Origin of the sequence: Streptomyces sp. NPDC127190 (assembly GCF_042672505.1) — a bacterium.
GTDB lineage: Bacteria > Actinomycetota > Actinomycetes > Streptomycetales > Streptomycetaceae > Streptomyces.
Genome location: NZ_JBHXVE010000034.1, coordinates 20,911 through 39,194, shown reverse-complemented (window position 1 = coordinate 39,194; position 18,284 = coordinate 20,911). Strand labels below are relative to the sequence as shown.

The 18,284-nt window shown below is 68.8% G+C and carries 17 protein-coding genes and 1 pseudogene; 10 read left to right on the top strand and 8 right to left on the bottom strand.

What is annotated here, in order from left to right; translation table 11 throughout:
- Positions 1 to 233 precede the first annotated feature (233 nt).
- From ACFVIU_RS34470 to ACFVIU_RS34460, 3 genes are read left to right on the top strand one after another with little or no spacing between them, the layout of a single operon-like run.
- Complete coding sequence (locus ACFVIU_RS34470) at positions 234 to 626, top strand: hypothetical protein (protein ID WP_385847414.1); 393 nt, start codon at positions 234 to 236, stop codon at positions 624 to 626.
- Entirely contained in the window at positions 611 to 1,219 is a 609-nt protein-coding gene (locus ACFVIU_RS34465) for a hypothetical protein (protein WP_385847412.1), read from the top strand. The genes ACFVIU_RS34470 and ACFVIU_RS34465 overlap by 16 nt, the downstream gene beginning before the upstream one ends.
- 56 nt (positions 1,220 to 1,275) lie before the next feature.
- On the top strand, positions 1,276 to 2,175 hold the full coding sequence (locus ACFVIU_RS34460; protein ID WP_385847411.1) for a TauD/TfdA family dioxygenase: 900 nt from the start codon (positions 1,276 to 1,278) through the stop codon (positions 2,173 to 2,175).
- A 139-nt stretch (positions 2,176 to 2,314) separates the two neighbouring features.
- On the opposite strand, the gene ACFVIU_RS34455 is transcribed toward ACFVIU_RS34460, so the two are convergent.
- On the bottom strand, positions 2,315 to 3,088 hold the full coding sequence (locus ACFVIU_RS34455; RefSeq protein WP_385847410.1) for a glycosyltransferase family 2 protein: 774 nt from the start codon (positions 3,086 to 3,088) through the stop codon (positions 2,315 to 2,317).
- Between the two features lie 65 nt (positions 3,089 to 3,153).
- Here ACFVIU_RS34455 and ACFVIU_RS34450 point away from each other — a divergent pair, with 65 nt between their 5' ends.
- Genes ACFVIU_RS34450 through ACFVIU_RS34440 form a run of 3 tightly spaced genes read left to right on the top strand, consistent with a single transcriptional unit; the run spans position 3,154 to position 6,964 of the window.
- A complete protein-coding gene (locus tag ACFVIU_RS34450; protein WP_385847409.1) occupies positions 3,154 to 4,401 on the top strand; it encodes a nucleotide sugar dehydrogenase in 1,248 nt (415 codons plus the stop codon).
- Positions 4,402 to 4,453: 52 nt separating this feature from the next.
- Complete coding sequence (locus tag ACFVIU_RS34445) at positions 4,454 to 5,812, top strand: hypothetical protein (protein WP_385847408.1); 1,359 nt, start codon at positions 4,454 to 4,456, stop codon at positions 5,810 to 5,812.
- A gap of 27 nt (positions 5,813 to 5,839) precedes the next feature.
- Positions 5,840 to 6,964: a glycosyltransferase family 4 protein gene (locus ACFVIU_RS34440; protein WP_385847407.1), complete on the top strand. Its 1,125-nt coding sequence runs from the start codon at positions 5,840 to 5,842 to the stop codon at positions 6,962 to 6,964.
- Positions 6,965 to 7,242: 278 nt separating this feature from the next.
- On the opposite strand, the gene ACFVIU_RS34435 is transcribed toward ACFVIU_RS34440, so the two are convergent.
- Positions 7,243 to 7,599, bottom strand: coding sequence for a hypothetical protein (locus ACFVIU_RS34435; RefSeq protein WP_385847406.1), 357 nt, complete (start codon positions 7,597 to 7,599; stop codon positions 7,243 to 7,245).
- Positions 7,600 to 7,786: 187 nt separating this feature from the next.
- Here ACFVIU_RS34435 and ACFVIU_RS34430 point away from each other — a divergent pair, with 187 nt between their 5' ends.
- Complete coding sequence (locus ACFVIU_RS34430; protein ID WP_385847405.1) at positions 7,787 to 8,518, top strand: prepilin peptidase; 732 nt, start codon at positions 7,787 to 7,789, stop codon at positions 8,516 to 8,518.
- Positions 8,519 to 8,644: 126 nt separating this feature from the next.
- Here the strand turns inward: ACFVIU_RS34430 and ACFVIU_RS34425 are convergent.
- Positions 8,645 to 9,165: pseudogene (locus tag ACFVIU_RS34425) on the bottom strand (transposase); the annotation flags it as partial.
- Positions 9,166 to 9,906: 741 nt separating this feature from the next.
- Between ACFVIU_RS34425 and ACFVIU_RS34420 the strand changes: the two are divergent.
- The 3 genes from ACFVIU_RS34420 to ACFVIU_RS34410 all read left to right on the top strand — a co-directional run bounded on the left by ACFVIU_RS34420 (position 9,907) and on the right by ACFVIU_RS34410 (position 13,222).
- Positions 9,907 to 11,757 carry a DUF2637 domain-containing protein gene (locus tag ACFVIU_RS34420; RefSeq protein ID WP_385847404.1) on the top strand — a complete coding sequence of 617 codons (1,851 nt, stop codon included), beginning with the start codon at positions 9,907 to 9,909 and terminating at the stop codon, positions 11,755 to 11,757.
- Between the two features lie 161 nt (positions 11,758 to 11,918).
- On the top strand, positions 11,919 to 12,668 hold the full coding sequence (locus ACFVIU_RS34415) for a transposase family protein (protein ID WP_385847403.1): 750 nt from the start codon (positions 11,919 to 11,921) through the stop codon (positions 12,666 to 12,668).
- 86 nt (positions 12,669 to 12,754) lie between these two features.
- Positions 12,755 to 13,222 carry a hypothetical protein gene (locus ACFVIU_RS34410; RefSeq protein WP_385847402.1) on the top strand — a complete coding sequence of 156 codons (468 nt, stop codon included), beginning with the start codon at positions 12,755 to 12,757 and terminating at the stop codon, positions 13,220 to 13,222.
- On the opposite strand, the gene ACFVIU_RS34405 is transcribed toward ACFVIU_RS34410, so the two are convergent.
- Genes ACFVIU_RS34405 through ACFVIU_RS34385 form a run of 5 tightly spaced genes read right to left on the bottom strand, consistent with a single transcriptional unit; the run spans position 13,165 to position 18,266 of the window.
- Positions 13,165 to 16,623, bottom strand: coding sequence for a hypothetical protein (locus ACFVIU_RS34405; protein ID WP_385847400.1), 3,459 nt, complete (start codon positions 16,621 to 16,623; stop codon positions 13,165 to 13,167). The two genes, ACFVIU_RS34410 and ACFVIU_RS34405, sit on opposite strands and share 58 nt — an antisense overlap.
- Complete coding sequence (locus ACFVIU_RS34400) at positions 16,623 to 17,075, bottom strand: TadE/TadG family type IV pilus assembly protein (RefSeq protein WP_385847399.1); 453 nt, start codon at positions 17,073 to 17,075, stop codon at positions 16,623 to 16,625. The genes ACFVIU_RS34405 and ACFVIU_RS34400 overlap by 1 nt, the downstream gene beginning before the upstream one ends.
- Positions 17,072 to 17,527, bottom strand: a complete 456-nt coding sequence (locus ACFVIU_RS34395) for a TadE family protein (RefSeq protein WP_385847451.1) — start codon at positions 17,525 to 17,527, stop codon at positions 17,072 to 17,074. The genes ACFVIU_RS34400 and ACFVIU_RS34395 overlap by 4 nt, the downstream gene beginning before the upstream one ends.
- A 5-nt stretch (positions 17,528 to 17,532) precedes the next feature.
- Complete coding sequence (locus ACFVIU_RS34390) at positions 17,533 to 17,958, bottom strand: TadE/TadG family type IV pilus assembly protein (protein WP_385847398.1); 426 nt, start codon at positions 17,956 to 17,958, stop codon at positions 17,533 to 17,535.
- Positions 17,958 to 18,266: a hypothetical protein gene (locus ACFVIU_RS34385; protein ID WP_385847397.1), complete on the bottom strand. Its 309-nt coding sequence runs from the start codon at positions 18,264 to 18,266 to the stop codon at positions 17,958 to 17,960. Before ACFVIU_RS34385 ends, ACFVIU_RS34390 begins: the two co-directional genes overlap by 1 nt.
- Positions 18,267 to 18,284: the final 18 nt, after the last annotated feature.

Below are 18,284 nucleotides of genomic sequence, written 5' to 3'. Positions count from 1 at the left end.
GGCGCCCTTGCCCTCGTAGGCGTCGCTCTTATTGCACTCCGGCTGCGGCCGGCGCCCACGCCCTGCCCGATAGAGCGTTTGCAGGCGGAGGACAACCGGCGCTTCGTCGAGCTGTGCAGGAGGACGCCATGAGACTCCGGCCTGTCCCGCTCGAGGAGAATGACGAGCCACGCTGGCGGTGGTCAGGCCCGGAGCCCCGATTCCTCCCGACGGCCGACGCCAGACTCAGCGCCTTGCGTCGCAGCGTCTACGAGGACGCCCTCGCCGCCATCCGTGCCGGGCGGCCCGTGAAGGTATCGACGTACGTCTTCGCCACCCCCGGCGTGGACGTGGACGCCACCCACAGGCTCCTGGCCGAGCACGCCCGAGACCGGGGATGGGTCGTGCACCGTGAACGCTTCACCGACGAGCCGACGGCGGGTACGGCCCCTTCCCGGCCGCAGTTCCACCTCGCCTGTCGTCATGCCGGTTCCGGGTTCGTCGACGGCGTCCTGGCGGTCGGCCGTGAAGCTATGCCGAGCACCGACGAGGCATACGAGGCATACCTGCGCTGGCTGCACCGCCACTACAGCTTCATCGCTTTCCAGCAGCAGACCCTCGGGGGAGCACCGTGGACAGACCGATAGCGCCGTACGTGACGCCGTGGACGGGCGAGAGCACACCGCCTTCCACCGTGGCGGTCACCGCGTCCGGAGTGAAGTACGCCGACCCCGTGCAGGACGCCCTCGCCCGGGACCTGGACGGCACGCTCTGGGCGTTGTGCAGCGGCACGGCGACCGGCAGGCCGGAGTACGCGGCGGAACTTCACCCGGAGCGCCAGCGGACCGCGATGGACAGTCGCCTCTGCGCGGGTTGCAGCAAGCCGGCCGCACGCGACGACCGCGGAATGCTGTGGCTGCTCCCTTTCCTCGGCGACGCCGCGGCCGCGACGTGGGAAGGAGTGCGGTGTGCAATCCCACCCATGTGCGAGACCTGTGCCGAGACAACGCCGCGCCTGTGCCCGGTACTGCGCGCCGGACACGTGAAGCTCCGCGTCCGGGAGGCCCAGCCGGTCGGTGTACGCGGGACGCTCTACCCCCGCCCGGGCGAGCCAGGCGAACCCGACCCGAACGCCCTGGTCCTCTACGGCTCCTCCGACCTGCCATTCGCCATCGTCCGCCAGGCCGTGCGTGAACTCCGCCGCATCACTGTGGTCGCCTTCGCCGCGGCCCTCCCGTGATCGCCTGCCGCGCCGTCTGAACGACACGACGAGACCCCAAGAGACAGGAAGCCCGCGTGTTCATCGACATCCCGAGCGAACTCGAATCCGCTCTGATCGACCTTTGTCTCCCGCCGTGGGAACTGGAGGGTGCGTTCCTGGCGAAGTCCACCATGGAGGAGTACCGGGCCGAGCTGACGGCCACCCCTCGGTTCGAGGAGACCGCCGCGACACTACGCCGTGCGCTGACCGGGGAGGCCGGCGGATACGCCGTGCTGCGCCTGGGGAACCTCGCCAAGGCGCTGGGCACCGGCGAGCGGCTCCGGCGGCTGGTGACGGGCTTCGCCGCCGAGGTGGCGGTCCCCTTCTCACCCTTCCCGCGGTGGCCCATGTGGAAGGACATCGGGGTCAAGGTCGACAAGGACCCCGGCAAGTCCAGCGGCATCGGGTACAACGCCTTCCACATGGACCTGGTGAACGCGACCCGGCCCCCGGAGTACACCACGCTCCTGTGCGTCCGCCCCGATCCGCTCGGCGGCGGCCCCAGCATCCTCTCCGACGCCCACGCGGCGGTGGCGCGGCTGTCGGAGAACAGCCGTGCCCGGCTGTGCGAGACGGGCTACCACTACGGGACCTTCTTCGACCTGCACGGCGTCGGCGAGGAGTACACGCCGTTTCCGATCCTGGACGGCCCCGACCCGGGAGAGGGGTTCGTCCGGTTCACTGCCAAGATGCTGGAGCGGTCCCAGCTCGGCCAGGCGCACGCCGACGCCGCCAGGGAGCTCGCCGAGGAGCTCGTCCGGGGGCAGGTCTCCTTCATGCTCCAGCCCGGGGACTACCTCATCGTGAACCAGCGCCGCTTCCTGCACGGCAGGGAGGCGCTCCATAGCGGTCAGGAGACCGTTCCGGTCTCCGAGCGGCGGCTGCTCCTTCAGCTGTTCCTGCTGGCGAGGGCCGGCGACGGCTCGGCCGCGTAGTCGGCCGACGGCACCGGTGACCCGCCGACTCTCGCCCCCGGGTTCAGACTCCGAGGATGTGGCCCGGCCACGGAGCGGGACCCGGTCAGGCGTCCCCGGAAACGGTCGTGCACCGGGCCCTTCGGGCCCGGTCACGGATCTAGATGCGCGCGTTGCGCAGCGACTGCCACACGGCGCCGGCCAGCGCCCGTGTCGCCCGCGGGACCGACAGATGTTCGTGCTCGCGGTACAACGACCAGTTGTACTTGACCAAGGAGAGTTTGTTGGAGGACAGCGATCCCGCCTGGTGGGCCCTGTACACCGCCAGCGGCTCATCCAGGCCCCGGGCGTCAGCGCCGTCCCGCATGATCGACAGCCAGAGGGCGTAGTCCTGGCGCTTGCGCATCTCCGGCATCAGCCGCGTGCCCAGGACCTTGCGGTCGTACATGGCGGTGAGGGCGCCGATGTGGTCTCGGACCAGCATCGCGCGGTAGTCCACGTGCTCCCGCGCACCGATCACCCGCCCGTTCGGGATCCAGTCGGTGCTCTCGCCGGCGTAGTCGGCGTCCATCTTGTAGTACGAGGTGAACGTCAGCGGCGCATCGCCTTCCGCAGCGAAGGCGAGCTGCTTCTCGGTCTTCTCCGGAAGCCACATGTCGTCGCTGTCGAGAAAGGCGATGTAGTCCCCGCGGGCCCGCTGAATCGCCAGGTTGCGGGCCCGGCCGGCACCGCCCTGTTCGGGTGCCGACTTCGGCAGGACGCGCTCGTCCTGCTTGGCGAACTCGCGGAGCAGGTCCATGGAGCCATCGGAGGACTGGTCGTCGGTGACGAGCAGCTCCAGGTCGCTGTGGGTCTGCGTGAGCACCGATCGGACGGCTGCGCCGAGGGTGGCTGCCGAGTTGTACACGGGCATCACGACCGACACCAGGGGCACAGCGCTTCTCCTTGCCACATCGGGAACGACGGTCCATTCAAGCACCGCACAGAGTAGGAGCTGTCATGCACGTAGTTGTCGCTGGTCAGGGCTATGTGGGGCTTCCCCTGGCCGTACGCGCCGCCGAGGTGGGCCACCGTGTCGTCGGCTACGACGTGGACACGCACCGCGTCCAGCAGCTCGCCGCCGGCCAGTCCTACGTGAGGGACGTGGACTCCTCGCGGCTGCGCGCTGTGCTGGACTCCGGGGCCTACTCGGCGACCGCCGAGGCTACCGCGCTGGACGGCTTCGACATCGCGGTGATCACCGTGCCGACCCCTCTGCGGGACGGCGTGCCTGACCTGACCTACATCGAGTCCTGCGCCCGGACGCTGGGCGGGCACCTCCGCCCCGGTGCGACGGTGGTCCTGGAGTCCACGTCCTATCCCGGCACCACAGAGGAACTGCTGCTGCCGATCCTGGAGAAGGCATCGGGGCTCAAGGGCGGGATGGACTTCCTGGCCGGCTTCAGCCCGGAGCGGATCGGGAACAAGCGATGGTCGTTCGACACGCCGAAGCTGGTGTCCGGAATCGACGCCAGGTCACTCGACGTGATCAAGGGCTTCTACGACGGGATCTTTCAAACCACGGTCCCGGTGTCCGGGACGAAGGTCGCCGAGCTGGCCAAGCTGCTCGAAAACACCTTCCGCTTCGTCAACATCTCCATGATCAACGAGATGGCGATGCTGGCCGCTTCCCTCGGCGTGGACATCTGGGAGGCGATCGACGCCGCCGCGACCAAGCCCTTCGGATTCACGCGGTTCACCCCGGGGCCGGGAGTCGGCGGGCACTGCCTGCCCGTGGACCCGATGTTCCTCTCGTGGAAGGCCCAGCAGGAGCTTGGCATCCCCTTCCGGTTCGCAGAGCTCGCCGCCGACGTTAACCGGCACATGCCCGACTACGTCGTCCGGCGTCTCGTGGAAGCACTCAACCAGCGCGGCATGCCGGTCCGCGGATCTCGGATTCTGCTGCTCGGCCTGACCTACAAGTACAACGCCACCGACCTTCGCAATTCCCCCTCAGCGCGGGTCGCCGAACTTCTCATCGGCCTCGGCGCCCAGGTCCGCGGCGCCGAACCCAACACCCCGGACGGCGACGACACCAAGCTGAACGTGCCCCGGGTCGGGGCTACCCCGGACGAGGTAGCCGCCGCTGATGCCGTGGTTCTCCTCATGGACCACCCACAGTTCGACCTCCCGATGATCGAGAAGAACGCGCCCTACGTTCTCGACTGCCGCAACCGCCTTTCCGGGCCGAACGTCGAGACGCTTTAGCTTCTCGGAACCCGTCGGCCCCGCCGCCAACCCTCCGTCCCCGGGAGTTGTCTTGCGCGACGAATGGGAACACGCCCACACGGACTACACCGCGCCCGCGCAGCGCCGTATCCCTGCCTCGCTCGCCGAAAGTGAAAGTGACTGGCGCCACTACCTGGAGTGCGCAACCCCCAACGGCTGGCTGATACGGCACAACGCCATGACCGAAGCGCTCGTCAGCGGAAAGCCGATGTACCTGCTGCACACCACCAAGGACATCGACGCCATCCGTGCCAGCCGGGAGCTGCACGTCTCCACCGGGTGCCTGGTCGGGGCCCTGTACTGCTCACCCCTCGCCAGTCAGCGCGAGGGGCTGCGCCCCCACAACCTCGGCGCCTACCTGATGCGGACGAAGCCCTCCACCACACCGGTGGTCTTCGAGGTCGCCCCGGACGCCCCGATCCCGCCCAAGGGCGTGGACTACCTGCATCTCGGCGCCATCCACCTGCGCACCTACCTGCGCTACCAGAGCTTCCTCACCCCGGCCGAGAACGACCAGCTCGACCGCACCGTCCTGAGCGGGCTGCGCGCCGCCGCCCCGTTCCTCGACCTCGCCCTGCGCAACGCCGCCGGCCGTGCCACTCCGGCACCCAAGTTCATCGACCAGCTGTCCGACGCCGTCACCCACGTGCCGTTCCTCGGCTACCTCTACTTCGAGGTCCTGTCCGAATACCTGATGCTCCACTCCGCTACTGCGGAGACTAAGACCTGCGCCCAGGCCGGAGAGCTGAACAACTGGCTGTACAAACGACTCGCCTTCGCCGCCGTGGACGGCATGGCTCGGTTGTTCGACCTCGCTCGTTTCAATCCGCGCCATCACCGGCTCGTCCAGATCATCGGGGGCATGGAACCGACTCTCGGGCCGGGAGTCGCCGAGTACGTCCGGCGACGACTGTCCCATCTGGTCGCACTGACCGCCCTGCACCCGTCCCAGGACGTGGCATCGGTCACCTTCCAGGGCGCCGATCTGGGCACGCTCCAGAACGTCGCCCCTGGGCTGATCGGCCAGATGATCTTCCGTGAGATCCGGTACATGCCCCGCTACCGGCAGCTGTACCACTGCTTCGAGAAGGCCAAGGCTCTTGAGGCATGGGACTACTGGAACACCGAGGGAATCCCGACCCCCTTCAACGGGATCCTCCCCAAGGGGGAGATCGGTATCAGCCCCGTCTACCCCCGCGCGACAGTCCGGGCGTGGACAGCAGAGCAGGACAGCAAGGGCTACTTACATCCGGCCGAGGAGGTCAAGGCCGTCTTCACGCCGCACCTGGCGTCGTGGTGGGCGCCTCCCCGCCAACGCGGGACGCAGAACGCCACCGGTACTTCACGACTGGAGCCGGGTCCGGAAGCCCGCTCTCCGATTCCCACCTGACGGTCATCGGTGAATGGAGCTTTCCGCATGGCCACCAAGCCCCTGAGCATCCTGACCGGCATCAACCGCACCTCCGAGCCTTCGTCCGGGAGCATGATCCTCGTCAACGATCTCTACGGCGCGATGCCTGACATCCACACAACCTTCCTGGGCAGGGCACCGGTCGACCAGGCTTGGAAGGCCGCGTTTGATCAGATGGTCGTCCTCTCCACTACGAAGCGCCCGCACGGCCCCGAATTCGACCCGTACGTTGATGAGCTGACGCGTGAGGTCGGGGCGCTCATTGAGAAGATCCAGCCGGATGCCATTCACGCCCAGTACCTCGGGTTCGCTCTCAGCCTGGCCTTCGCCCGCACCGCCGGCCACATCCCGATCGTCGCCATCGCTCACGGCCCCGAGGTGATGGCTGCCGAGCGCAGCGCGTTGGAACGCCAGGCCATGCATGAAGTCGCTGTCGCAAGCGCCGCGATCGTCGCCCCGACCTCCGCCCTCGCCGACCGGATCGACCGCCTCACCGGACACCGATTCACCGATCGGCTCACCGTCATCCCGTGGGGAATCCCGCTGAGCGATGTCCGGCTACGCGATCAACCGCCTACCGGAGCCGGCCCGCTGTCTCTGGTGCACGCCGGCCGTCTGGACGACAACAAATCCACGGTCACCGCCGTCGAAGCCCTCGCCCTCACCGATCAGCCGCACCACTTGACCGTGATCGGCAAAGGTGCCCTGCGGGGGCATCTGGAACAGCGGACCGCCGAACTCGGACTCCTGGACCGGGTTCAGTTCGATCCCTTCCTTCCCCGCGCCGACCTGTGGCGCCGCCTGCCGACCTTCGACGCCTTCGTCTTCACGACTAAGGGTCTGGAAGCCTTCGGGCTCGTCCTCATCGAGGCCCAAGCCCACGGACTTCCGGTTGCCTACTCCGATCTTCCCGGTGTGCGGGACATCCTCGGGAGCGCCGGCGTTCCCTACACTCCTGGCGACCCGCGCTCGCTGGCGGTGGCCCTGGACAAGATGGGCCGGGACTGCCACCGACGCAGGGCCCTGACCAAGGCGGCTCTTGATAACGCGCGCCGATACGACATCACCACCACCGGAAGCCAGCTGCGCCAGCTGACGCTCCGCCTCACCACCAGCCACACGCTCAACTGACGGCGGGCTGAAGCAGCGGCGGAGGTGGGGCGGCCCGGGTTAGGTGGACGCAGCCCGTGCTGAACAACAGCACGGCGAGCGCGGCGAGGAGGGGCACGTATTCGTCCAGCGTGAGGCCGTGCCGGGCAGCATCCGGCCCGCCTCGCGGACGATCACCGGCACGGGTGATGTCCGGCGACGCACCGTGGCGCCCGAGCCGTCCTCGAGGTTGGGCGGGCAAGGAGAAACCTGATCCCGGGTGCGGAACTGGCAATAGTTCTGGTTTCGACGCTACTCGCCTACTCGACCCGAGTCGGGACGGCGCTGGGGAATCCGCACGCCCTGATCCCGAGGCCGAGGCCGCGACGGGCCTTCGGTCGGCGGTTCAGGGCTGGCGGGCTAACAGCCTGGTCCTGCCCCTCACTCCCGTCCGCGGTAATCAAGCCGAGGTCGCGGCGGAGCCGGGACAGGGCCTGGACGACGCTCTCCGTCGCCGCGGCGGCGGCCGGGCGAGCAGCTCGCAAGGCGAGCGCTGTGGTCTCCATCGCCTCGAGCGCGTCCTCGACAGCCGCCGCGTTCCAACTCCCTGGTAGAGCGGCGTCATGCAGCTCGCACGCGGCGTGGGCCGGGGCCTCGGCCAGGGGCAGAAAGTTCATGCCGAGTCGCTCCTCCCGCGGATTACCTGGTCTGGGCACTCATAGCGGGCTGCCGCGAATCAAACTGCGTGGCCGCGGGACTCAGGCTGCGGTCACGCAGCGGCCGGGCACTCCGGTCCCCGTCGCCTCATTAGCGTCCCTCGAGCGAAGCTGAGCTCCGGGTCCGCCTCACTCTAAGCTCCATGCGGTGGAGACGTTGCTGATCATCACGGCTGCCGCTCTGTGGGGCTGCACCACGGGCGTGCTCATACCCCGCCCCGCGTACCGGCTCTCCGTGTCCTTCGAGGAGCCCTGGGAGTCAACGTGCCCGGCAGGCCATCCGCTCACCGGCACCGGCAACGGATGGCTGGGACGTTCTCGCTGCGCCGCCGGGCATTCCTACGGGCCGAGCACACTCTCTGTCGCCTCCGTCACGGCCGTGGTCTGCGCCCTGCTCGCGGCCGTCACCGGGGCCCGACCCGAGCTGGTGGTCTGGCTGCTGCACACACCGGCCGCCGTGCTGCTCGCCACCGTCGACTTCACGGCGCACCGGCTCCCTGACGTGCTCACCCTGCCGCTCGCCGCGACCGTGCTCGTCCTGCTCGGCGTCGCCGCCGTGCTGCCCGGCGCCGACGGCAGCTGGACGTCCGCGCTGCTCGGCTCCCTCATCCTGGGCGCCGGCTACTTCGGACTCTTCCTGATCAGCAAGGGCTTCGGGTTCGGCGACGTCAAGCTCGCCCTCTTCCTCGGGGCCGTCCTGGGCTGGTACGGCTGGCCGATCATCCTGGTCGGAACCTTCGCCGGGTACCTGTTCGGCGCGCTGTACGGCGTAGGCCTGATGCTCATGGGCCGAGCCGGCCGCACGAGCAGGATCCCGTTCGGTCCGTTCCTGCTCGCCGGGACACTCGCTGGCGTACTCCTGGGCTCCCACAGCCCCTGACGCGGGGCCCCTGAAGGGACGCTGGATCGGGTGCTGTGTGGCGATGGGGCGCGTGGCGGGCGTCGTGCTGGCTAAGCGTTGTCCCCTAATTGATCACGGTCGTGCTTCCTGACCTGCCTGCTCAGATCAGCCGGTGATGGTGAGGTTGTGGAGGTGGGCGATGCCGAGCATGGCGTGGTGAACGCCGTTGCTTTTCAAACGGCAGTCGCGGAGGATCTTCAGCTCTTCATCCGGGCGAAGGCGTGCTCGATGCGGGCTCTGACCTTGCGGTGAGAGGCGTTGCTTTTCCCTTTCCAGCTCGGTAGTTCGGCCCGACCGGGGTCACGATAGTGAGGGATGATCAGGCCAGTGCCCCGGTAGCCGCCGTCAGCGATCACAGTGTTCCGGCCGATGGCGTCCTTCGCTCCGGATAGCTCCCATGCCTTGCAGTCGTTGCGGTTCCCCGGGACCGGCCGGCCGACGGCGACAACCAGGCGGGGGTCGGCATCGATGACGACCTGGTGGTTGGGGGAGTACCTGTAGTTCTTCGACTGCTCGGCGATCGTGTGGTCCCGGGTAGGGGCCAGGATGCCGTCGACGATTAGCACCGTGTCCTTCCGGAACCTCGTGAGAGGCCGCAGGGCGAGCAATGGCCCGAGGTAGGCGATATTTTGCCCGCTCCGGTCGGCAGCTCAATTACAACATCTGATGCGTCCGACTTCTTCTCGTGCCAGTCCCGAAGGACGTCCTGCTGGTGTCCCCATACGTATTCGGGACCGCGGTTCGTCAGGGCAAGAATCCGGTACAGGTCAACCGGGTCGTCCGGAATTGCTGCATCGGCGGACTTGAGCTTGAACGCCATTCACACTTCCTTCCCCTGCTGAGTCGACAGGAGGCTCAGCACCCATCCCCGGATCTCGGCCGCTCCAGTACGGCAGCAAGCCGCGTTTATGACGCCCCTTCAGTCAAGAGCCAGAGCCGGTTGGCTGAGCTTAGACCGGCTGGGCATACTGGTGGTGTGCGCTTCGCGTACAGCAAGCGCCCGCGGTGCTTCCTTGACCCTCACAACGAGGCTCTGAAGGACTTTGCCGCTATTGCCGACGCCCTCGGCATCCAGCGGCTCAACTCCACACGGAAGCGATGAAACGTATTCCGACGGAATATCGCGCACGACGCGTCCCTCCTCCCCGGGACAGGCGCCGTTCCGCTGTCCGCAGGCCGGCCCACGAACGCCGAGCAGCCCCTGCCGCGCACAGCCGCAACCGCCCCTCAAGGATCACTTTTCGCAGACGATCCGCCCCGAGCCGCCCCCAAAGGGCCCCAGCTCGGCGCAGCTCATGGGAGTGTGAGAACCGCTCAGTGATGAGGCTTTGACAGGGGAGTGGGACGTGGCTGCGGGGAACGGTGCGATGCCCCAGCTGACCCGAGCACATCGGGTCCTCATGGGCGTAGTCGTGGCAGGCGCGGTGATCATCGCTGGCATCGGCTTCGCCGGCTCATACTCGGCAGTCCGTGAACTGGCGGTGAAGAAGGGCTTCGGCACCTTCTCCTACGTCTTCCCGATCGGCATCGACGCCGGCATCTGTGTCCTGCTGGCCCTGGATCTGCTGCTGACCTGGATCCGAATCCCGTTCCCGCTGCTGCGGCAGACAGCCTGGCTCCTGACGGCCGCCACCATCGCCTTCAACGGGGCGACGGCCTGGCCCGACCCGCTCGGCGTAGGCATGCACGCCGTGATCCCGGTGTTGTTCGTCGTCGCGGTCGAGGCCGCCCGGCACGCGATCGGCCGGATCGCCGACATCACCGCGGACAAGCACATGGAAGGAGTCCGCCTCACCCGCTGGCTCCTCTCGCCGATCTCCACCTTCCTGCTCTGGCGCCGCATGAAGCTGTGGGAGCTCCGCTCCTACGACCAGGTCATCAAGCTCGAGCAGGAGCGCCTCGTCTACCAGGCCAGCCTCCGCTCCCGCTTCGGCCGCGCCTGGCGCCGCAAGGCTCCGGTGGAATCGCTGATGCCCCTCCGCCTGGCCCGCTACGGCGTGCCCCTGGCCAAGACGGCGCCGGCCGGGCTGGCCGCCGCCGGCATCAACGAGCCGCCGATTCAGTTCATCATCGAGCGGGCGCCGGAACCGGCGCAGCCGCAGAGCCCCGAACTCGAGGCCGCCATCGACCAGCAGAAGGAAACGGCGCAGGCAGAGGGGGCGGACACCCGGCCGTCGGCGCAGGTGCCAGCCGCGCGCCCAAAACAGCCGGATGACCTCCGAGACGACCGGAACGCCCAACTCGCCGACGCCTATGAGGACTGGGTGACCGCCTTCGGCTTCGAGCCCACCAGCGCGCAGTTCGCTCTGTGGCTCCGAGACCAATACGGCATTGCCACCCCGGCGAGCGGGCCCCTGCCCACTGAGCAACTCGAACCCCTGCTGGGGTCCCTCAAGCAGCGCCACACGCCCTCAGCGGAGAACGGAACCGCATCCCAAGCCCCGCAGGACACCGATGACGGATTGGCGGACTACTTCTACAACGCCTGGCTGTCGTACGCCCAGGAGCACCGGGACTACCCCGATGCCGCCGCCCTCGCCACATACCTCCACGAGCGGGACCGGATCACCGGCGGCAACGGCCAGCCCATCACGGGTGCAGACCTGGAAGGCTTCGTCGCGGCCTTCCGGCAGCGCGAGTTCGCCGAGACGGAGCCGTCAGCCGGCGAGGTAGCCACCCTGCCCGCCGCACGAGTGCCTTCTGGCGATCCACTCCCGGACGAGGAGTCCGAAGAGTCGCCGGCCGGCGTAGGCGCGCACCCCGCCAGGGAGCATCGCCGGCCCCGAGTGAGCGCGACTATTGATGACCCGCCGGGCGAGGACGATACGCCTGGGGAGCCGGCCGCGCTCACCACAGTCGACCGCTACTACCTCGCCTGGATGGAGTACCAGACCGAGCACGGTGAGGAGCCCAAGGCCGAGCAGCTCTCCGCCTACCTTGCAGAGAGGAAGGGCATGACTGGCCGTGGTGGAAAGCCGGTCAGCCCGTCCACTCTGCGCCGCTACCTCCTGCCGTTCAGGGTCTACCACCTGTGGGCGGAACAGCGGGTGCGCAACGAATCCCCGTCGCTCGATGCCATTGCGCAGCAGTGCGCAGCCCGCGGCATCACTGCGCAACACAACAAGCCCCTCACCACCGACTACATTGCCGAGCAAGCCGTCGACTTCGAGCGGCGCTGGCAGGCACTGACCCGCCACCACGCCCAGCCACAGCAGTGAGAAGCTGCGCCCGGCTTGACGCTGTACAACCAGTGAGCCTTTTCAGAGTGGCCACCGATCGGGTGACGCCGGTGAGGTCGAGGTGAGGGCCGCAACGCACAAAGCTCCCGTGCCGTTGGGGGAGGTGTTCGAAGTCTCAACCCATCGGCACAGGAGCCCTGTTGGTTCCCTATCCTGCCGCACTTGACCTCCCGCATGCCCTCGTCGAGTGGGTCACGATGCTCATCGTCACCCGTGAGGGTGACCGACGGTGCAAACTCCCGCCGTACCAGCGGGCGCTCATCGCTCTGGTGTACCTGCGCCGCCACGACACCCTCACCCGGCTCGCCTCCGGCTTCGGGATCTCCGTCGGCACCGCCCACGCGTACGTCACCGCCGTGACCGCCCTGCTCGCCGAACGGGCCCCGGGCCTGCTCAAGACTCTCCGCGAGCACGATCCGGAGTTCGTCCTGCTGGACGGGACCCTCGCCGAGTGCGACCGCGTCGGCGACAGCCGGGCCGACTACTCGGCCAAGCACCGCCGCCACGGCGTGAACGTCCAGGTCGTCACCGATCCCGCCGGTGAGGTCCTGTGGATCTCGCCCGCGCTACCGGGGCGCACCCACGACCTGACCGCAGCCCGCACCCACCGCATCATCCGGATCTGCGAACGCCAGGGCGTCCCCATCCTCGCCGACCGCGCCTACCAAGGCGCCGGCCCCTGGGTCACCACCGGACTCAAACGGCCACCGGGAGGTGAACTCACCCTCACCCAGCGCGCCGTCAATCGGGCCCTGGCCGCGGCGAGAGCACCAGTCGAACGCGGCATGGCACGGCTGAAGTCCTGGCAGATCTTCCGCAGGTCCCGGATCAGCCCCAACCGCATGACCGTCATCACCAAAGCTGTCCTCACCCTGGAGAGACAACGCTGAAAACGCTCAGTGATCCAGTCAGTACCGACGGCTGCGCAAGCGAGAGAATCCGCAGGTCACCCTTGCATTGTGCAGGCGGGACCTCCATGGCACAGCCAGTGCGCGCCGCGCGCACTGCGGATCCGGAAGCCGAGACAGGAGGTTTCATGCGCGCCCTACGTATCACCCCGGACACGACCGTCAGGGAACTCGGCTTGCCCGAACCTGGTGCGCAATCCGCGATCCGGGATCACATCGGAACGAGCGGTGCAGTCGGTCAAGGCGTGTACCACTGGCAGGCCCTGCTGCACATCCACGGTGACGGACGCGTGATCGGACTCGCGCAGAACATCACCGCATGGGCCCTGGCGAGCGCCTGGCGAAGCATCGCCCTGTACCCGATCCACGGGCCGGTCGTCGTCACCGGACGCGCCGAGGACGGGGCAGTGGCTGCCACGCCGCTCGGGATGTCGGCCCCAGCCAGTAGTGCCCACCGCGTCGTCCCGGTCATCCACGCCTACGGCGCCTTGCGCACCGCCGTGCCCGAGCCGTTGAGGAGCTCGTTGATGAGCTGAGTGGTCTCCATCTCCAGTGAGCAGTCCAGCGACCGGTTGACCTGCTGCACGCGGGTAATCGCGGTGTGCAGCCCCGAGCGGTTCCCGCGCGCAGCCTCAAGACGCATCCAGTCCCGGTACAGAAGTTCTGCAGTCTCATCTACATCGAGACCGCTCGAGACGGCCTGCCGCGCGGCGCTCAGATCGTGGTGGGGGCCGGCGGGGATGCGGTAGGTGGCCACGGTGTGCGCGACGTCGATAATCCGCGTGATCATTTCCTGTGCGTGGGGCTCGGCCCACGGCAGCGGTCGGCCGCCGAAGGGCTTGCCCCGCACCAGGCTCAGTGCCTTCTCCAAGTCGGGCAGGCCGGACGGGCCCATCGGCAGTGCGCGTTCTACGAGCTGGAGGAATCGCGTCCAGTCACAGCGCACGCCGGGACCGAGCCGGTACGGATCATCGCCCGCCTTGCGGCGCGGCACGTACAGGTTGCCGTTCGAGTCGCTGCCCAGGGAGCTGCGCAGGCCCTGCATCCGTGCGTTGAGGGTACTCGTCGACCACGGGCTGACCGGATCCATGTCGGCACACAGAACATCGGCACTCCGCCCAGGGCGGAAATACAGCAAGGCGGCCAGTTGCGCCATGCGTGGGCCGTGTCCGCTGCTGTCCACGCCCGTCACCTCGACCGGCCCCAGGACCCGGATCTCCGGGGCGTGCAGGTCGTGCGCCTTGCATGCTTCCGTCGCGGGTACCGTTGGCTCCTCGAGGGCGGTGGCCGGGACGTCGGCCTCCGCGGCCTGCGCCGTGTCGGCAAAGTCCTCGCCAGCCCGGGACTCCGGGGCCGAAGGCACCGCTTGCTCGGTGTCCGGGTCGGCTTCGCCGTCGGCCTCCACCGACGACGTGGTGGGGGAGAGAAGACGGAGCCCGGACGGATCGGTGCTGGCGGCGAGCAGAGCCGGGAACACATCGCCGCTCACATCCGCTGCCGCGGCCAGCGCCGGCATCGCTCGGTGGGGAGCGACGGACTCGTCAGGCGGCGCCTGCTCCGGCTGCTGCACGCCCTCCAGCTCCTCTGGTACGTCCTGCCAGGGCCCCTCAGCTGGGTGGGGCGGCTGCCCGGACACCTTCAACGCGGTGGTGATCTGCTGGTAGGCGGCGTGCTCCAGACGCTGCACTGTGATGTCGGTGCCCACGTAGTCGAGGGTCTGCGGCTCGCTGAGAGAGGCGTTGAGGATTTCCGCCTCCGGGAAGCGTGCGGCCGCCGTGCTGGCCGGGGCGATCAGCGTGACGGGCACCGCTCCCGCGCGGTCGATGACGTCGGCGAACTGCCAGGCCGTGTCCTTGTCCAGTGAGGACGCGCACAGCAGCACGTACGGCTGATGCTGGGTCTCGGGCATCTGGTGCGCTTCCAGCAGGCGTTCGCTCAGATCACGCAGCGCATGCGTGGCCTGCCGCATGTGGGCGATCCGCGCGGTGGGCAGCAGCTGTGGCAGGTCCTCGCCGAACCCCACGGTGACGACCTCGACACCGGCCGCCCAAGGACTCATTCCGAGTTCCAGCGCCAGCGAGGTGCACACCTCGGTGATGTGGACCGGGTTGCCGTCCAGCAGCAGCGCGGGGAGAGCGCCGAGGTTGACCAGCAGCAGGTCGCCGGCCTTGGTGCTGCCGATCGTGACCAGCCCCGGATACGGTGCCGGCACCTCGCGGGCGGCTTCGTCGTCCAGGAGGGCGGCGTCGGCGGGCAGAAGCCACCAGCCGCTTTGTCCGGCAGTGAAGGGTGCCACCGGCTCCTGGGCGAGGTCCTCGGGCAGCACCTGAACCGCTCGGGTCCCGATCCGGGCGGCCCGCAGGGACGGCAGCACCGGCTCGTCCTGCTGCTGAGCTGCGTGGTGGGCCAGCGTCCGCAGGGCCACGTCCAAGCGGGCAGCGCCTGCGGGTTCAGCGGCCGCTGCCAGCTGGGCCTCTGCTGTGGAGGTTTCCGACGCGATGGCGATCTTCTCGCCGGGCTTGCGGCGGCGGCGCTGCAGCGTCATGCGCAGGGTGAGGGCGCCGGTGACGGCGGCGGCCAGCAGTGCGCCAGCGCCGAGCACGATGCGCAGGTTCAGCGGACTGCTGCTGACCGGAACCGTCGCGGGGGCGGCCGTAGAGCCGGACGCTTCCGATGACGGCGCTGACGCTGACGGAGGGGCGGCAGAGGGCGAGGCGCTCGTGCTGGACTGGGGTGCCGTGGACGCTGAAGCGGGCGGAGACGACTGCTCCTGCCCCGGCTGCTCGGCAGGGCGACTTGCCGGTGCGCTGGGCGCTGACGACTCGGGTGCCGGCACTGCGGTCTGGCTGGGCGCGGGTGGTAGTGAGCCGTCGCCGTCGCCGGGCTGCACCTTGCTATCGGGATTCTGGGTGGCCGGGGGAGGGGCCTCGTGGCCGCCCGACTCCGTGCCATGCCCGCGGTCTTGGGCCGGTTGATGGGGCCGGGCCTCGGGCACCGTGATCTGCTGTCCCGCGTAGATGACGTTGGGGTCGGTGATCTCGGGCAGGCCGTGCGGCTGCGGCTTGCCCTTGCTGGCCTCGAACAATCGCGGCCAGGCGTCGCCGTCGCCGAGCTCCTTTTCTGCGATCTTCGACAAGTAGTCGCCCGGGTGGACCGTGACGACGTGCCCAGCCTTCTCGCCGGCCGCGGGCGTGGCGTCACCCAACTGTGTACGGACGCCTCCTACGGGTGCGGCGGTCTCAGGCATCTGTAGCTGCCAGCCGGGCTGCAGAAAGCTGTTCGCGCGGAAAACCGTGCCGTCGACCATGGTCCGGCCCTCGTTGAGGTCGGAGATCTCCCGCCACCGCTCGCCGTCCCCCAACTCTTTCTCCGCGATGCCCCACAGGCTCTCTGCGGGCCGCGTCTCGCGCACCGTGTATGTCGCGCGGGAGGTTGGCGCGCTCGCCGCGGGCGTGGGAGCCCGCTCGGCCTCGGCGGTCTGTCGGCTGTGAGATTGCCCGGGGATGTGGGTGGCGGTGCTGGCGGCCGGGGAGGCCTGGGCGGTGGAGGCCAGCGCCGAGCTGGTGGGCAGCAGCACCAGAATGCTGCCGATCAGCAGGGCCGCGGCTCGTTGTGAGGCACCCAGCCCGCGCGGGGCGTGCCAGGTACGGCCCCTCATCTGCGCGATGAGCTCGCGGACGGCGCAGAAAGTGAATTGGGCCCACCCGATCCATCCCACGCCGACGAGCAACAGCAGGAACACGCTGCCGGTGTCCTGCCGGTCCAGCAGGTGCATGACGTCGTCGTGGGTGGCTGCCCAGATGACCGGGGTGGCCCAGGCCAGCAGCAGCGGCAGCCCGACGACCGTCACCGCCAGGACGAGCAGACTCAGCACGGCCTTGGTGACCCGTGCCAGGGTGCGGCCGGCGGTTGCGGCGGGGGAAGGGGTGGTGCGCATCAGTTTCCTTCGTCGGGTGCCGTGACGCCATGCAGGAGGGTGGCCTTGCCGTGGCCGGTCACCGACAGAGAGCCGATCCCGACCACCGACAAGAACTTCGTGTCGTAGCTGCCGGTGACCGTGACGGTCAGCGTCTTTCCGTCGCCGGACACGCTGACCGTGCCGGTGGCCCCGGCGGAGCGCAAGTAGGACTGGGCTGCGGCGGCTGCGGCCTGCGGATCCACATCGATCGCCTTCCCGTTGATCGCGTCGGCGGGATCGATGGCCTGCCCGCCTGCCCGGGCGGCTTCGCCGGCGATGTAGTCCGCACGTTCCGTGGCACGCATCTTGCTGCCGCCATCGACGGCGACCCCGATGATCCCGATCAGCGCGATGACGCACACAGCGACGAACACGGTGACGCCTCCCCGGTCGTCCATGCCCGGTCGCCGGAACATCTCACGGAAGATCATCCATCCCCCCGCTGCCTGTACTGGTCCACCACCGAGGTCGCCGTCGACGTCAGCGTCTTGGCCCCGGGCACGCCGGGAAGCAGAAGGTCGGACAGATTCACCGTGCAGGTCACGGTCACGGTGACTGTGCCGACCTGCCCCACCGGCACGCTCAGACCGCCGGTGTTGATGTGGACGGACGTCGACGCGCACTTGATGCCCTGGTCGCTGAGGGACTCGGCAGCCGCTGACTGGGCGGCACTCTGGGCGGCTGCCGCTGTGCGGTGGATGGACGCCTCCCGCGCGGCGTCCTCAGCCGCAGAGTCGATCTTCGAGCCGGAAGTGACGATCCGGCCGCCGGCGATCGCCAGACACAGAAACATGATCAACGCTGGGAGGACGATCGCGGCCTCGATCGCGGCACTGCCCTCATCGCTGCGCAGCCTGCGCGCCAGGCGGGCCCTGCAACGCATGTGAATCACTCCCCTGGGACGGTCCAGCGCTCCACGGGGCCGGACGCCGACTGCGTGACGTGCAGGCCCGACAGACCCGGGATCATCGACAGGGCTGTGCCGGACACCTGCACTCGCACACGCTGACCGTTGCTGCTGGCGGAGACGCTGTAGCTCCGCAGGCTGTCACCCGCGGTGCGGCCCAGGACGCTGCGGGCTTGGGCCGCCCCGTCGGCCGGGCTCGACTGGTAGGCCCGGGCGGCGCTTACGCCCTCGCGGGCTGCGGTCAGGGCGATCTGCCGGGCGTAGTACCACAGGGAGGCCTGGATGACGGCGACCGTGGCGAGCAGCACGAACGGGAAGATGATCGCCATCTGGATGCTGGTGTCGCCGCGGTCGTCGCGCCATCTTCGCCCCTGCCACCAGTCCTTCAGCCGCTCGGGACGACTCATCACAGACCGGCGAGCTTGCCGTTGTACTTGCCGATCACGACAGCGATGGTCCCGGCGATCAGGACGGCACCGGTGACGGCGGCCACCCAGATGATGACGGTTGTGGTGGAGATGTCGCCACGGTCGGGTCGGCGGGCAGCCTCCTGAAGGCCGTCCTGCACGCGCGTGGTCAGACGCAGGACGGCACGGTTGGCGCCTGCCCAGGCACGTGCTGCCCGGCGGCCACGACCCGGCCTGCGGGACGCGGTGTTCGGGTGGGTGATTGCCTGGAGCACAGCACGGCGGGCGCGGGTTGCAGTGTGCTTCATGGTGCTTACCTCTCTCAA

Bases quoted from the DNA above. Each gene is read 5' to 3' on its own strand.
- ACFVIU_RS34450 (WP_385847409.1), top strand. From the start codon at position 3,154: ATGCACGTAGTTGTCGCTGGTCAGGGCTATGTGGGGCTTCCCCTGGCC.
- ACFVIU_RS34440 (WP_385847407.1), top strand. From the start codon at position 5,840: ATGGCCACCAAGCCCCTGAGCATCCTGACCGGCATCAACCGCACCTCC.
- ACFVIU_RS34435 (WP_385847406.1), bottom strand. From the start codon at position 7,599: ATGAACTTTCTGCCCCTGGCCGAGGCCCCGGCCCACGCCGCGTGCGAG.
- ACFVIU_RS34420 (WP_385847404.1), top strand. From the start codon at position 9,907: ATGCCCCAGCTGACCCGAGCACATCGGGTCCTCATGGGCGTAGTCGTG.
- ACFVIU_RS34410 (WP_385847402.1), top strand. From the start codon at position 12,755: ATGGCACAGCCAGTGCGCGCCGCGCGCACTGCGGATCCGGAAGCCGAG.
- ACFVIU_RS34405 (WP_385847400.1), bottom strand. From the start codon at position 16,623: ATGCGCACCACCCCTTCCCCCGCCGCAACCGCCGGCCGCACCCTGGCA.
- ACFVIU_RS34400 (WP_385847399.1), bottom strand. From the start codon at position 17,075: ATGATCTTCCGTGAGATGTTCCGGCGACCGGGCATGGACGACCGGGGA.
- ACFVIU_RS34395 (WP_385847451.1), bottom strand. From the start codon at position 17,527: ATGCGTTGCAGGGCCCGCCTGGCGCGCAGGCTGCGCAGCGATGAGGGC.
- ACFVIU_RS34390 (WP_385847398.1), bottom strand. From the start codon at position 17,958: ATGAGTCGTCCCGAGCGGCTGAAGGACTGGTGGCAGGGGCGAAGATGG.
- ACFVIU_RS34385 (WP_385847397.1), bottom strand. From the start codon at position 18,266: ATGAAGCACACTGCAACCCGCGCCCGCCGTGCTGTGCTCCAGGCAATC.